Origin of the sequence: Streptomyces sp. NPDC056948 (assembly GCF_042674225.1) — a bacterium.
Taxonomy (GTDB): Bacteria; Actinomycetota; Actinomycetes; order Streptomycetales; family Streptomycetaceae; genus Streptomyces; species Streptomyces purpurascens.
Map to the genome: position 1 here is coordinate 1 of NZ_JBHUQX010000254.1, position 13,831 is coordinate 13,831.

The 13,831-nt window shown below is 71.2% G+C and carries 15 protein-coding genes and 1 tRNA gene; 2 read left to right on the forward strand and 14 right to left on the reverse strand.

From position 1 onward, the window contains the following. Positions 1–164: 164 nt before the first annotated feature. From ACFTZL_RS28325 to ACFTZL_RS28365, 9 genes are all read right to left on the reverse strand, one after another. Positions 165–398 carry a hypothetical protein gene (locus ACFTZL_RS28325; protein ID WP_006136074.1) on the reverse strand — a complete coding sequence of 78 codons (234 nt, stop codon included), beginning with the start codon at positions 396–398 and terminating at the stop codon, positions 165–167. Between the two features lie 3 nt (positions 399–401). Further along, positions 402–575: a hypothetical protein gene (locus ACFTZL_RS28330; RefSeq protein WP_382588243.1), complete on the reverse strand. Its 174-nt coding sequence runs from the start codon at positions 573–575 to the stop codon at positions 402–404. Between the two features lie 200 nt (positions 576–775). Then, positions 776–848: transfer RNA gene (locus tag ACFTZL_RS28335), tRNA-Ala, on the reverse strand. Between the two features lie 75 nt (positions 849–923). Continuing rightward, positions 924–1,595, reverse strand: coding sequence for a histidine phosphatase family protein (locus tag ACFTZL_RS28340; protein ID WP_382588260.1), 672 nt, complete (start codon positions 1,593–1,595; stop codon positions 924–926). After that, complete coding sequence (gene rsfS, locus ACFTZL_RS28345) at positions 1,586–2,032, reverse strand: ribosome silencing factor (protein WP_382588245.1); 447 nt, start codon at positions 2,030–2,032, stop codon at positions 1,586–1,588. Before rsfS ends, ACFTZL_RS28340 begins: the two co-directional genes overlap by 10 nt. 113 nt (positions 2,033–2,145) lie before the next feature. After that, positions 2,146–3,846 carry an LCP family protein gene (locus ACFTZL_RS28350; protein WP_382588247.1) on the reverse strand — a complete coding sequence of 567 codons (1,701 nt, stop codon included), beginning with the start codon at positions 3,844–3,846 and terminating at the stop codon, positions 2,146–2,148. 16 nt (positions 3,847–3,862) lie between these two features. Beyond that, entirely contained in the window at positions 3,863–4,627 is a 765-nt protein-coding gene (gene nadD, locus ACFTZL_RS28355; RefSeq protein ID WP_382588249.1) for a nicotinate-nucleotide adenylyltransferase, read from the reverse strand. Between the two features lie 85 nt (positions 4,628–4,712). Continuing rightward, positions 4,713–4,877, reverse strand: coding sequence for a hypothetical protein (locus tag ACFTZL_RS28360; protein WP_382588251.1), 165 nt, complete (start codon positions 4,875–4,877; stop codon positions 4,713–4,715). 164 nt (positions 4,878–5,041) lie between these two features. Continuing rightward, entirely contained in the window at positions 5,042–5,200 is a 159-nt protein-coding gene (locus tag ACFTZL_RS28365; protein ID WP_382588252.1) for a hypothetical protein, read from the reverse strand. A 123-nt stretch (positions 5,201–5,323) separates the two neighbouring features. Between ACFTZL_RS28365 and ACFTZL_RS28370 the strand changes: the two genes are divergently transcribed. Further along, entirely contained in the window at positions 5,324–6,448 is a 1,125-nt protein-coding gene (locus ACFTZL_RS28370) for a M48 family metallopeptidase (protein WP_382588262.1), read from the forward strand. A 21-nt stretch (positions 6,449–6,469) separates the two neighbouring features. On the opposite strand, the gene ACFTZL_RS28375 is transcribed toward ACFTZL_RS28370, so the two are convergent. From ACFTZL_RS28375 to proB, 5 genes are all read right to left on the reverse strand, one after another. Further along, a complete protein-coding gene (locus ACFTZL_RS28375; RefSeq protein WP_382588254.1) occupies positions 6,470–7,540 on the reverse strand; it encodes a hypothetical protein in 1,071 nt (356 codons plus the stop codon). Positions 7,541–7,629: 89 nt separating this feature from the next. Continuing rightward, the gene (locus tag ACFTZL_RS28380) at positions 7,630–8,232 is read right to left on the reverse strand and encodes a hypothetical protein (protein WP_382588256.1); all 603 of its coding nucleotides are present in this window, start codon (positions 8,230–8,232) and stop codon (positions 7,630–7,632) included. A gap of 131 nt (positions 8,233–8,363) precedes the next feature. After that, complete coding sequence (locus ACFTZL_RS28385; RefSeq protein WP_382588258.1) at positions 8,364–9,650, reverse strand: glutamate-5-semialdehyde dehydrogenase; 1,287 nt, start codon at positions 9,648–9,650, stop codon at positions 8,364–8,366. A gap of 94 nt (positions 9,651–9,744) precedes the next feature. After that, positions 9,745–10,203, reverse strand: coding sequence for a hypothetical protein (locus ACFTZL_RS28390; RefSeq protein WP_382588264.1), 459 nt, complete (start codon positions 10,201–10,203; stop codon positions 9,745–9,747). Positions 10,204–10,337: 134 nt separating this feature from the next. Further along, the gene (gene proB / locus ACFTZL_RS28395) at positions 10,338–11,444 is read right to left on the reverse strand and encodes a glutamate 5-kinase (RefSeq protein WP_382588266.1); all 1,107 of its coding nucleotides are present in this window, start codon (positions 11,442–11,444) and stop codon (positions 10,338–10,340) included. A gap of 349 nt (positions 11,445–11,793) precedes the next feature. On the opposite strand from proB, the gene ACFTZL_RS28400 reads away from it, so the two are divergent. After that, the gene (locus ACFTZL_RS28400) at positions 11,794–13,794 is read left to right on the forward strand and encodes a hypothetical protein (RefSeq protein ID WP_382588268.1); all 2,001 of its coding nucleotides are present in this window, start codon (positions 11,794–11,796) and stop codon (positions 13,792–13,794) included. Positions 13,795–13,831: the final 37 nt, after the last annotated feature.

The window sequence follows — 13,831 nt, forward strand, 5'->3', positions numbered from 1 at the left end:
GAATTGAACTCCTGACCTCCTGCATGCCATGCAGGCGCTCTACCAACTGAGCTATAGCCCCTCGCGCCTCCGGGCTTCCCCGGCGGCGACGCCAACATTACTGGCCCATCGGGCCCAACACCAAATCGGTTTCGCCTTGCCTGAAATGACCGTTTTGTCGATTCTCAGGCCGTGACGAACGAATAGAACCGCTTGAGCGTGCAGTGCTCCTCCAGAAGCCGGCCGTAGATCGGCTCGCCCTCCAGCTCGCGGTACGTCTCGATCGGGTCCCCCTTTATGATCAGCGCCCGCGCGCACTCCTCGCACCAGTACTGGTAGTCGGGATTGATCGGCTCCATGTCACGGACGATCGGAGTCCCGCTGCCGCACCAGTCGCACTTCCGCCTGTGTGCACCCATCGATCAGCTCCAGCTGTGGCCGCAGGCCGTGCACACGTAGGAGATCCCGCCGTTGTCGCCGAGCATCTGGGCCACATGCCCGGAACCGCAGGAAGGGCAGCTGAGACGGGTGGACATCTGCCGTATCACTGCTGCTCCGAGGAGGTGGTCGACCTCCTCGAGGATGCTCGCAGGCATCGCTACTCCTCCCGTCGGGCCGCGCTCCCTTCCGGCCGTTTGATTCTGCCACGGCCGGACCAATACGGTCAGCGACGCCTCAGTACCAGTCCGGACACGGCACGCGTCGTGACCGTAGAGGTATACGCCTCAGCAGGCTCGAGTGACTCAACCCGAGGCACGAAAAATCCCGCCCCCAGGACGGGAACGGGATCTTGACGTGGAGCTAAGGAGAATTGAACTCCTGACCTCCTGCATGCCATGCAGGCGCTCTACCAACTGAGCTATAGCCCCTCGTGTTCCTTCCCCGCTGGCGGGGCGAACAAGAAGAACTTTAGCCTGCGACCTGCCGGAAAGTGAAATCCGAGGTCAGTCGTCGTCACCGAGCACCGGTTCCGGCAGAGTGCCGGCATTGTGCTCCAGCAGGCGCCAGCCGCGGGCGCCTTCGCCGAGGACGGACCAGCAGCAGTTGGAGAGCCCACCGAGGCTCTCCCAGTCGCGGGGATCCAGGCCGAGGAGGCGGCCGATGGTGGTGCGGATCGTGCCGCCGTGGCTGACGACGACGAGCGTGCCGTCCTCGGGGAGCTTCTCCGCGTTGCGGAGCACCACGGGAGCGGCGCGGTCGGCGACCTCGGTCTCCAGTTCGCCTCCGCCGCGGCGCACCGGCTCGCCGCGCTTCCACGCGGCGTACTCGTCGCCGTACCGGCTGATGATCTCCTCATGCGTCAGGCCCTGCCAGACGCCCGCGTAGGTCTCGCGCAGGGCCTCGGCGTGGGTCACGTCGAGGCCGGTGAGCGTGGCGAGCTCGGCGGCCGTGTTCGCGGCCCGCTTCAGGTCGGAGGCGACGATCGTGTCCGGCTTCAGGGCGACCAGCAGCCGGGCGGCGCGGCGGGCCTGGGCGACGCCGGTCTCGGTGAGCTCGACGTCCGTGGTGCCCTGGAAGCGGCGCTCCACGTTCCACGCGGTCTGGCCGTGCCGCCAGAGGATGACGCGGCGGCCCCGGCCCGGCCTGCCGGCCTCGCTGAAGGAACTCACCGCCAGTCTCCGTCCAGTTCCGCCGCCTCCTCGGCCGCCTGCAGCTTGGCGTGCTCCTCGGCCTTGCCTCGGGTGGCCTTGGCGTCCTCGGGCAGGTCGAGCTCGGGGCAGTCCTTCCACAGCCGCTCCAGGGCGTAGAAGACGCGCTCCTCGCTGTGCTGGACGTGGACGACGATGTCGACGTAGTCGAGCAGGACCCAGCGGGCCTCGCGGTCGCCCTCGCGGCGCACCGGCTTGACGCCGAGTTCCTTCGAGAGCCGCTCCTCGATCTCGTCGACGATCGACTTGACCTGACGGTCGTTGGGTGCCGAGGCCAGCAGGAAGGCGTCCGTGATGGACAGCACGTCACTGACGTCGTAGGCGACGATGTCGTGCGCCAGCTTGTCGGCGGCCGCCTGGGCGGCGGTGATGATGAGCTCGTGAGAGCGGTCGGTCGCGGTCACTACAAGGCTTTCGATCGGCGGACACTTGCCACCAAGGGTCTCACGGACCGCCGTGGGCCCCCCACGCGATTACGGGGATCACGTGGGGAGCGGACACCTGCCTCCTGCTCGGGCTACGGCTTGTAGTCCTGGCCGAGGACCACGGCGACGTCGGCGTTCGCGGAGATCTTGCCCTTGCCGACGGAGCCCGTGGGCAGGCCCAGCGTCTTGGCGACCTCGGCGGCGTTCGCCTTGTCGCCGGCGTCGGCGTAGACGACCTCGGACGTGGCCTGGGCGGCGCCGGCCGTGCCGCCCTCCAGGAAGGTGAAGCCGCCGTTGAGGAGCACCACGCGGGCCTTCTCCGTGTTGCCCTTCACGCCGGTGGCGTTCTGGACGGAGACGCTGACGGCGGCGTCCTTGTCGGGGCTCTTGGCGGTGCCGCCGAGGACGTTCCTGACCACGCCCGCGCTCGCCTGGGCGCTGAGCGTGCCGTCGGTCTGCACGGGCAGCAGGTCCGTCTTGTAGTCGCCGCCCTTGGCGAGGTCGGAGAGCCCGGCGAGGAAGGAGCCGAGGTCCTTGTCGGTCAGGGACGGGTCCAGGATCTGCGCCAGGGTCTGGATCGTGGTCGTCGCGGCCTGCGGGTCGGAGGACACCTTGCGCAGGACGCCCTGCATGACCTGCCCGAAGCGCTCGAGCTGGGCGCTCTGGGCCTCGCCGGGGGCCCGGTAGGTGGCGTAGGCGACGGCCGCCTTGCCGCTGAGGGTCTGGTCCCGGCCCTTGTTGACCAGAGGGGCCGTGCCCTTCTTCTTGGCGGCGGGGTCGGGGACCTCGGTGTCGGTGTCGACGTCGACGTTGCCGACGAGGTCGACCAGGTTCTGCAGGTAAGGGGTGTCCAGGCGCCAGGTGCCCTGGATGTCGGTGCCGAGGGCCGAGTCGAGCGCGTCGCGGGTGCCATCGGAGCCGTCGTCCTCGACCGACTTGGCGAGTGTCGTCGTGGTGCCGTCGTCGCTGGTCAGAGCCAGGGAGTTGGGCACGAGGACGGAGGTGCCCCGCTTGGTGGTGGTGTTGTCGACGAGGAGGGCCGTGGAGGTGCCGCCGCCCTTGGTGTCGTGCAGGTGGACGACGATCACGTCGCGCTTCTGGGCGCCCGCCGCCGTCGCGGTGCCCGGCGTGGAGTCGTCGGAGGACAGGCCGGGCAGCTTCCCCGCGTACCCGAGGTAGCCGACGCCGCCGGCCGCTGCGAGCGCGAGGACGACGACCAGGGCGACGATCCGGCTGCGGGCGCGGCGCCGGGCCTCCTCGCGGCGCTCGGTGCGGTTCTCGGTGAACTTCAGCCAGTCGATGACGTCTTCGGAGTTGCCGTCCGGCTCCTCGACGAAGGCGAACTGCTCGGTGTGGTAATCCGGTTCCTGCCGGCCGGAGGCTTCCTCGTCGGCCGGGCCCGCCTGCTGCGGGATGTGCGCGGTCTGTTCGGCGACACGGGGCTGCTGGGCCGTACCGGCGCCGGCCGCGTTCTGGCCGTAGGGATCGTGGGGCCCGGGGCCGCCCTGGTGGGTGCCGGTGGCGTACGGGTCGTAGGAGCCGTAGGAGGGGCCGGGCTGCTGTCGGCCGGTCCCGTAGTCGTACGACGGAGGCTGCTGCCCCGCCGTCGCGTACGGGTCGTAGCCGTAGCCCTGCTGCTGTCCCTGCGGTCCCGGCTGCCCCTGCTGGGCGTACGGGTCGTAGGTCTGGGTCTGTTGCGCCGGGATCTGGCGGTAGACAGGTTGGCCGTACTCGTCGTAGCCGACGAGTTCGTATTGGTCGCCCGTGTACCCCGGGTCGTATCGGTCGTTCACCGGTGCCCCTCTCGGCTCACTCGCCGCGGTACAGCTCGCGCTTGTCGATGTAGCGCACGACTCCGTCCGGCACCAGATACCAGATCGGGTCGCCCTTGGCGACCCTCGCACGGCAGTCGGTGGAGGAGATGGCGAGGGCGGGGACCTCGACGAGCGAGACGCCGCCCTCCGGGAGTCCGGGGTCGTTCAGATGGTGACCTGGCCGGGTGACCCCGATGAAGTGCGCGAGGGAGATCAGCTCCTCGCTGTCCCGCCAGGTGAGGATCTGGGCGAGCGCGTCGGCGCCGGTGATGAAGAAGAGGTCCGTCTCCGGGTTGAGCGCGCGCAGGTCGCGCAGGGTGTCCACGGTGTAGGTGGCACCGCCGCGGTCGATGTCGATGCGGCTCACGGAGAACTGCGGGTTCTCGGCGGTCGCGATGACCGTCATCAGATAGCGGTCCTCGGCCGGGGAGACGCTGCGGTGGCTCTTCTGCCAGGGCTGGCCGGTCGGGACGAAGACCACCTCGTCGAGGTGGAACGCCGCGGCGACCTCGCTGGCCGCGACCAGGTGCCCGTGGTGGATCGGGTCGAAGGTGCCGCCCATGACGCCGAGGCGGCGCTTGCCCGGCCGCGACGGGCCGTTTCCGGGGCCGTCGGCGCCGCGGGGCTCCGAAGCGGCCTGGAGGGGCTCCGTGGCGGCACGGCGGGGCTCCGAGTGTCGCTCGGTGCCGCTCGCCGTGTCCTGTGCCGGGTCGTGCGGCGTCTCGTTCGCCGGACCGGTAGGCATGTCCTGCTCTCCCATGCGTGCAGACCCTACCGGCCCTGCCTGAGGGCTCCGGCCGCCCCCGTGATCCCCGGGATGCCCTGCGCGGGGCACCCTGCCGGGCTCAGCGATCGCGGTTGAAGCGGGTGGTGATCCACAGCAGGAGCAGCAGGATGAAGAGGGCGGCGCCACCGGTGACGTAGGGGCTGAGGCTCTCGTGGTTTCCGCCGTGCTCCTCGCCCTCGGCGGCGAGGGTGGCCAACTGGGCAGCGGTGCTGTGGAAGCTCATCTTCGGCAGGACCTATCGCGTGTGGGCGGCATGAAAGACGTCGGCTCATCGTAAGCGGGCGCCCCGAGCGCGATCACCCCGACTCCGCATGTTCGTGACGCCGAGGCGGCGCGTGCCGTCGCCGGACCCGGTCCCGGGGCCCGGCGGGGAACCTTCCCGAAGCCTCAGTCGTCCTTCCGTCTGTAGCCACGCAGCAGGAACCACGCGGTCAGCGCACAGCCCAGGATCATCACGATGAGGACGATCCGGAGCATCCCCGGTCCTTGCCGCTCGGCGGCGCTCGCGGCCTCGGCGAGCCAGGCGGATGCGGGGTGCTGCTCCATGACGGTGGTTCCCTTCGCTGTACTGCCCGACCACCGTAACTCCGCCTAGGCTGGGCTCTGCCTCGGGGAAGCAAAAGGCCGCACAAGGGGCCGCAAAGGTCACACAGACGCATGGGGGAAGACATGTCCGACGGCCACGAGCAGAGCGGGCACGAGCACGTGCCCAGCAGGCAGCGCAGGCGCTTCCCCGGAATCTCCTCGCGTACGTACGAGCACCCGGCCGACCGCTCCGCCCTGGTGGCGCTGCGCAAGCTGAGCGGTTTCGACACGGTGTTCAAGGCGCTCAGCGGGCTGCTGCCCGAGCGCAGTCTCAGGCTGCTGTTCCTGTCCGACTCGGTGCGGGTCTCGGAGCAGCAGTTCACCCATCTGAACGTGATGCTGCGGGACGCCTGCTACATCCTGGACCTGGAGAAGGTCCCGCCGATGTACGTGAACCAGGACCCGCAGCCGAACGCGATGTGCATCGGCCTGGACGAGCCGATCATCGTCGTCACGACCGGGCTCGTCGAGCTGCTCGACGAGGAGGAGATGCGGGCGGTCGTCGGGCACGAGGTGGGGCACGCGCTGTCGGGCCACTCGGTCTACCGGACGATCCTGCTCTTCCTGACCAGCCTCGCCGTCCGGGTCGCCTGGATCCCGCTGGGCAACCTCGCGATCATGGCGATCGTGACCGGCCTGCGGGAGTGGTTCCGCAAGTCGGAGCTGTCGGCGGACCGGGCGGGGCTGCTGGTCGGGCAGGACCTGACGGCCTCCATGCGGGGCCTGATGAAGATCGCGGGCGGTAACCATCTGCACGAGATGAACGTGGACGCGTTCCTCGCTCAGGCCGAGGAGTACGAGGCCGGGGGCGACCTCCGGGACTCCGTGCTGAAGATCCTGAACGTGCTGCCCCGCTCCCACCCGTTCACCACCGTGCGGGCGGCCGAGCTGAAGAAGTGGGCCGAGTCGCGGGACTACCAGCGGATCATGGACGGCCACTACCCGCGGCGCGACGAGGACAAGGACACCTCGGTCAGGGACTCCTGGCGGGACTCGGCGAACCACTACACGACCCATGTGAAGAGCTCCAAGGACCCGCTGATGAAGCTGGTCACGGACCTCGCCGGCGGCGCCGGTGACCTGGGCGACCGCGTCCGCCGCGGCTTCGGCGGCTTCACGAACCCGGCCCCGGAGCCGCCGCAGGGCCCGGAGGCGCCCGGTACGTCGGACTCCGAGGGGGACGACGGGCCGCCGCACGACAACAAGTGAGGGCCTGAGTCCCCTCTCCTCTCACACCTTCGGCTGCGCGCTCGTCGCCAGGGACCCGCACAGAGCCGTCGCACTGCCCGTGGCATAGGGGTCCGTGCCCGCGGGGCCGCCTTCCTTGGCCGTCTGGCCGGCCAGGAGGGGGCGGAGGTGGTTCGTGGAGTCCTCGGCGCAGGAGAGCGGTCCGGCCTGGACGTAGGAGACGACGAGCTGGCCCTGGTGCAGGCGCAGATCGTCGCGGTCGAAGCGGAAGTGCAGCTCGCGCCGGACGGTGAACAGGGAGACCTCGTCCTTGTCGTCGGCCCCGGCCGCCCGCAGTGCGTACACGAACGTGTGGTCAGCGGTGACCTCGAGCGTGGACGAGTCGGCCTCGGCCGCCTGCAGCGTGCCCTGGACCCGCACCTTGCGGTCGGCCAGCTCCGCGCGGGTGGGGTCGAAGCGGACGAGCCAGCCGGTGGGCGCGTGGCGTCCGTCCGCGGTGGGGCGGGAGAAGCTCTGGTCGAACTGGCCCAGTTGATCGGGGTCGAGCAGGACGCGGACCGCGCGGACCTCACCGCCCGTGAGCACGTCCGGGTCGAGGGCCGACCGGACGATGTAGTCCTTGGCGGTGGACAGGGCGGACACGACCTGGCTGTCCGAGAAGTGCGCGGTGCGCCGCGAGGCGGGCAGCGGCACGCCCTCCGCGCCGCTCTTGAACTGTGCGGCGGGGCTGTGCTCGTACAGATACGCCGTATCGGCCGTGCCGGGCACCTTGCCCTCGGGGGCGAGCGGGATGACGGTCATCCGCAGGGGCTCGGCGGGCTCCTGGGCGGCGGGGGTCTGGTAGGGGTGCCGTACACCCATGTAGATCGCGGTGCCGAAGGCGACGGCGATCAGCAGGACCAGGACCAGTGCCTGCCGAGACAGACCCCGGCGCAGGGGCGGGCGGCGGCGCACGGCGGGCGCGTGGTCGGCGATGCGCTCCTGGGCGGAGAATTCCTGGAGGCGGGCAGCACGAATGAACGATTCGTCGAAGACGACGGATCGATACTCGTCCTCTCCACCTCCGGGAGCGCCCTCCGGGGGCCCCTCAGGTGGGTCGCCAGGCCCGCCCATATCTTCAGGGTAGGTCTCCGGAAGGTCAGGTAAACGCCCCGCTCCATGACAAGTTCTGACAGGTTCTCACCACGACGGGCGGGTTCCGGTCAGGGGGTGCGCGGGATCACCGAGACGGCGGGCCCGGTGTAGTCGGCGGACGCGGAGGGGGTCGCGCCACCGCTCTGTTCCAGCCCGGTCGAGGTGGGCGCCGGCAGGGGCTCCTGGCGGTTCGAGGACGCGCCCCGGTAGACCGCCGTGAAGGCCAGCGCGACCATGCCGATGCCCATCACGAGGGCGAGCAGCCAGGCGACGGGGCGGTGCCAGCGGACCTGCTTGCCGTACGGACCCGTGCCGCCGTAGCGGTCCTCGAGGATGTCGGGGTCGTCCAGCTCGTCGAGGTCGGGATCATGGCCGAAATCGCCGTGTCCCTCGGGGCCGTACCCGTCGTCGTAGCGCTCGCCTCTGGTGTGGGCGCGGCGCGCCTCCGCTTCGGAAGCCTCGGCTCTCGCCTGTGCGGCGGCCAGGAGGCGCTCCACGGCGGTCGGCTCGTGCACCACGGCCGCGCTGACGAAGGCCTCGTCGAAGACCACGGAGGCGAACTCTTCGTCCGACACCCCGCGGTCGTGGTCGTCGTCGGGCTCCCAGCCGTCGGGAAACGGCGTGCCCCCCACGTCCTCCGGCACGGATCCAGAGTAGACCTGGGGGGTCAATTTGGGCAGACGGTATGGAAATTCATCCGCCGGTCGAGACGGCGTTCACGGGGCTCCGCACGGCGCACGCCCGGCCGGTCCGCCCCTGCCGCACGCATATGCGCCGGTTCACATACTCACGCGGCAGGCACTCAGCGGCGCACGTGCCCATCGCCGGTCACGATGTACTTCGTGCTGGTCAGCTCCGGCAGGCCCATCGGGCCGCGGGCGTGCAGCTTCTGCGTGGAGATGCCGATCTCCGCGCCGAAGCCGAACTGGCCGCCGTCGGTGAAGCGGGTGGAGGTGTTCACGGCGACGGTCGTCGAGTCGACCAACTGGGTGAAGCGGCGGGCGGCCTGCTGGGAGGTCGTGACGATGGCCTCGGTGTGGCCGGAGGTCCACAGCCTGATGTGCTCGACGGCCTTGTCCAGGGAGTCCACCACGGCCGCGGCGATGTCGTACGACAGGTACTCCGTCTCCCAGTCCTCGGCCGTCGCCTCGACGACGGTCGCCTTGGAGTCCTTGGCAAGGGCCTGCACGCGCTCGTCGGCGTGCACCGTCACCCCGGCGCCGGCGAGGGCCTCCAGGGCGCGGGGCAGGAACTCGGCGGCGATGTCCTGGTGGACCAGGAGGGTCTCGGCGGCGTTGCAGACGCCGACCCGCTGGGCCTTGGAGTTGATCAGGATGTCGACGGCCATGTCGAGGTCGGCGGCGGCGTCGACGTAGACGTGGCAGTTTCCGGTGCCGGTCTCGATGACCGGGACGGTCGACTCCTGCACGACCGTGTTGATCAGCGAGGCGCCGCCGCGCGGGATGAGCACGTCGACCAGGCCGCGGGCTCGCATCAGCTCGCGCACGCTGTCGCGGCTCTCGCCGGGGACGAGCTGGATGGCGTCGGCGGGCAGCCCGGCCCCGCCCACGGCGTCGCGCAGGACGCGCACGAGGGCGCTGTTCGACTGGTAGGCCGAGGAGGAGCCGCGCAGCAGGACCGCGTTGCCGGACTTCAGGCAGAGGGCCGCGGCGTCGACGGTGACGTTCGGCCGGCCCTCGTAGATGATCCCGACGACGCCGAGCGGCACGCGGACCTGGCGCAGGTCGATGCCGTTGGGCAGCGTGGAGCCGCGGACGACCTCGCCGACCGGGTCGGGCAGCGCGGCGACGTCGCGCACGTCGGAGGCGATGGCGCGGACCCGCTCGGGGGTGAGCGTGAGCCGGTCGATCATGCCCTCGCTGATGCCTGCCTCACGGGCCTTGGCGACGTCCTTGCCGTTCGCCTCGACGATCTCGCTCGTACGGACCTCCAGCGCGTCCGCGATGGCGAGCAGCGCGTCGTCCTTGTCGGCCCGCGGCAGCGGCGCGAGGCTCGCGGCGGCGGCCTTGGCGCGGTAGGCGGCCTCGGTGACCGGGGACATCGAGTCGTACGGCGAAAGCGTGGTCATGAGGGAAGCGTAGTGCGCCGGGCGGGTCCGTTCATCGTTCGTTTCACACCCCGAGACACCGCCGAGACACCCTCGAGACACTCCCTGGACCGGGTCAGAACGGGTGCACTCCGACCGGGGACGCCGGTGGCGGTCCGTACCCCTCGGCGATGCGCTGGTGATAGGTCGCGCGGTCGATGACCTCCAGGCCGACGATCTCCCAGGGCGGCAGCCCGGCGGTCTGCCGGTGCTCGCCCCACAGGCGCAGGGCGACGGCGGCCGCGTCGTGCAGGTCGCGGGCCTCCTCCCAGTAGCGGATCTCCGCGTGGTCGACCGCGTAGCGGCTGGTCAGGAGGAAGGGGTGGTCGTGGGCGAGCTGTTCCAGGGCGCGCCGGACCTCGGTGAGCGGGGCCTCCCGGCCGGAGACGCTGAGGGTGACGTGCCACAGGCGCGGGATGTCCCCGGGCGCCTCGCCCTGGAACCGGTCCCCGGCCGCCACACTGGTGAGGGCGCGCTCGTCACCGGCCGCGCGGGAGCCGGCACCACCACGGGACGCCGTGGCCCCAGGGCGCACTCGTCTCACGACGGCCTCCTTTGCACAGTGGTGCTCCTGCGGAATATTGCCCTGGGACAAAGTTCAGCAGGCCGCAAGGGATCGCGTGGCGATTTTGCGGAACGTCCACCACCGGGGGCGGATGTTTCGGCCCATTACGGGTGGAGGACCACCAGGTCGTCCCTGTGTACGACCTCGCGTTCGTACGCGGGCCCGAGTTCGCGGGCCAGTTCGCGGGTCGAGCGGCCGATCAGCCGGGGGATCTCCTTGGCGTCGAAATTGACGAGCCCGCGGGCCACCGCCCGCCCGGTGCCGTCCCGCAGCTCGACCGGGTCACCGGCGGTGAACTCGCCCTCGACGGCGGCGATCCCGGCCGGCAGCAGCGACTTGCGGCGGTCCACGACGGCCTCGACGGCACCGTCGTCCAGGGTCAGCGCGCCCTGCGGGGTGGAGGCGTGCTGGAGCCACAGCAGCCGGTCGGCGGAGCGCTTGCCGGTGGGGTGGAAGTAGGTGCCGGTGTCCTGGCCGTTCAGGGCGTCGGCCGCGTGGATGGCGCTGGTGAGCACCACCGGGACACCGGCTGCGGCCGCGATCCGGGCGGCCTCGACCTTGGTGACCATGCCGCCGGTGCCGACGCCGGCCTTGCCCGCGCTGCCGATGTCGACCCCGACGAGGTCGGACACCTCGCGCACCTCGGCGATGCGGGAGGTGCCGGGCTTGGTGGGGTCGCCGTCGTAGACGCCGTCCACGTCGGACAGCAGGACCAGCAGGTCGGCGTGGACGAGGTGGGCGACCAGGGCGGCGAGGCGGTCGTTGTCGCCGAAGCGGATCTCGTCCGTGGCGACGGTGTCGTTCTCGTTGACGATCGGGAAGGCGCCCATCGCGAGCAGCTTGTCGAGGGTGCGCGAGGCGTTGCGGTGGTGGGCGCGGCGGCTCATGTCGTCGGAGGTCAGCAGCACCTGGCCGACGCGGACGCCGTAGCGGGCGAAGGAGGCGGTGTAGCGGGCGACGAGCAGCCCCTGGCCGACGCTGGCGGCGGCCTGCTGCCGGGCCAGGTCCTTGGGGCGGCGGCGCAGGCCCAGCGGGGCGAGGCCGGCGGCGATGGCGCCGGAGGAGACCAGGACGATCTCGCGCTCCCCGCCGCTGCGGACCTTGGCGAGCACGTCGACCAGCGCGTCCACACGGTCCGCGTCCAGGCCGCCCGAGGCGGTGGTCAGCGAGGAGGAACCGACCTTGACGACGATTCTGCGGGCCTCGCCCACGGCCTGCCTTGCCCCTGCCACGTCCCCGTCCGCCCCTCGCGTCGATTCGGTCCCCCACCAGGAAATCTACGGGACGGCGAGGCCCGGTGCGGCGCCGGTCCACGCTACGGACGGTGCCGCCCGCGTCACGGACGACGGTCGTGCGCAGTTCCGTCCCACCACAAGACAGGAACGCGATCTTCCGCTACGGTCCGACGACACGGCGGGCCGACAGGCCCTCTACGCTCCGGCGACACGCGCGTGTCGTCAGGAGGTCGCCGCGCGTTAACCCGGACGGCCGACCTGCGCCGACACCGACGCTCCTGGAGTGACCGCAGTGCCCGTACCTCTTCCCCGTCCACCGGCCCTGATGAAGGGGCTGGTCACCGTCGTCCTGGCCGCGGCGTTCGTCGCTCAGACGGTCGCGGCGCTGTTGCCCCACGTACCGCTGCTGCTCGCCGCGACCGCCGTCTCCCTGGCCACCGAAGGCGTCCTGTACCGGTGGCAGCGCGGGGTGCTGTCGCTGTTCGCCAAGTCGCACGCGGACATCACCGTGCGGCATGTCCTGCGCGATCTGCTGCTGGTCGTGGGCCTGCTGCGGCTCGGCGGGCAGGACCGGGAGACGGTCTACGCCCCGCTGGTGGCCGGGCTGCTCGCCTTCTATGTGCTGCACTGCGCGATCCAGGCGGTCTCCGTACTGGTGCGTCGCACCCGCACCCTGCCGGTGGTGACCCGGAACATCGACGCCTCGGCCCTGCGGCTGTCCAAGGCCCCGGCCCTGCTGCTGCGCCGCCCCGGCCACCGGCTGCTGGTGTTCGGCCTGCCCGCGACGGCCGGGCTGCTGGCCGCCGCGCCGGGTGACGAGCCGGTGTACGCGGCGGCGGGCATCGGGCTCTCCCTCGCCCTCGCGCTGACCGGCCTCGGCGTGCTGCTGCTCCGGCTGCTGCCGGGCCGCCGCCCGGCCGGTGAGCAGGAGGTGCTCGAGTGGTTCGACGCGTGGCTGGCCGCGTACCGGCCGACCGTCGGTCTGTACTTCTCCGGCGGCGCCGCCTCGGCGTACCAGGCGAACATGTGGCTGGAGCCGCTCGCGCAGGTGGACGGCAGGCCGGTCATCGTGCTGCGCGAGCGGTTCATGATGCAGAAGATCGCGGCGACGGACATCCCGGTCGTCTGCCTGCCGAAGGTGTCGACGCTGATGCGGCTGGAGCACTCCACGCTGCAGGTCCTCGTCCACCCGTCGAACTCCGGCAAGACCTCCCAGGTGCTGCGCATCCCCACGATCAAGCACACCTTCGTCAACCACGGCGAGAGCGACAAGCTGTCCTCGTGCAACCCGTACGCGAAGGCCTACGACGAGGTGTGGGTGGCCGGGCCCGCCGCGCGCGAGCGGTACGCGCTGGCCGAGGTGGGGGTCGAGGACAAGGACGTGGTGGAGACGGGCCGCCCGCAGCTCGACGCCGTACGGCCGTACGCGGGCCCGCCGACCGGTGCGTGGACGACCGTCCTGTACGCGCCGACCTGGGAGGGCTGGGACGGCAACCCCGGCAACACCTCGGTGATCGCGGCCGGCGAGAACCTGGTGCGGGCGCTGCTCGCCGACCCGGGCGTGCGGCTGCTGTACAAGCCGCATCCGCTGACGGGGTCGGTGGACCCGCGCGCGGGCGCGGCCGATCTGCGGATCCGGGAGCTGATCCGCGCGGCGAACCGGGAACGCACGGGGGCGCGCCCCTCGGGCGACGCCGAACTCGACCTTCTCACGAGGGAGTTGGACCGCCTCACCACGGCCGACTTCCGCGCCGGGGCCGACACCGTGGAGCGTATGCGGGTGCAGTCGGCGCCGGAGCCGGGCCGGGCCGAGGCGGTGGCGCGGGCGACGGCGGCCTGGGAGGAGGCGTACTGGGCCTCGCTTCCGGAGGGCGAGCACCAGATCATCACGGACGTCCGGCCCGCGCTGTACTCCTGCTTCGATGTGGCCGACCTGCTGGTCAGTGATGTGTCCAGCGTGATCAGCGACTTCCTGGCGAGCGAGAAGCCGTACGCGGTGGCGAACACCAGCGGGCTGCCCGAGGACGTGTTCCGTACGGCGTTCCCGACGGTGGTGGCGGCGACGGTGCTGTCGCCGGACGCGGACGGCGTGCCGGCCCTGCTGGAGGCGGTCCGGCACCCGGAGAAGGACGAACTGGCCGAGGCACGCGCCGCGTTGAAGCTGCGTCTGCTGGGCCCGGCCGAGCCGCCGTCGCAGGAGCGCTTCAACACGGCCGTACGGGAGCTGTGCCGGTCGGCCGGGGAACACCGGGCCCGGGTGGCGGAACGGCTGACGGCGCTACCCAGCCAGCGCACCGGGACAGCGGTCCCGACCGCGCCCCGCTGAGCGGCGACAGCAACGAACGAGAGGTGAACACGGGGGC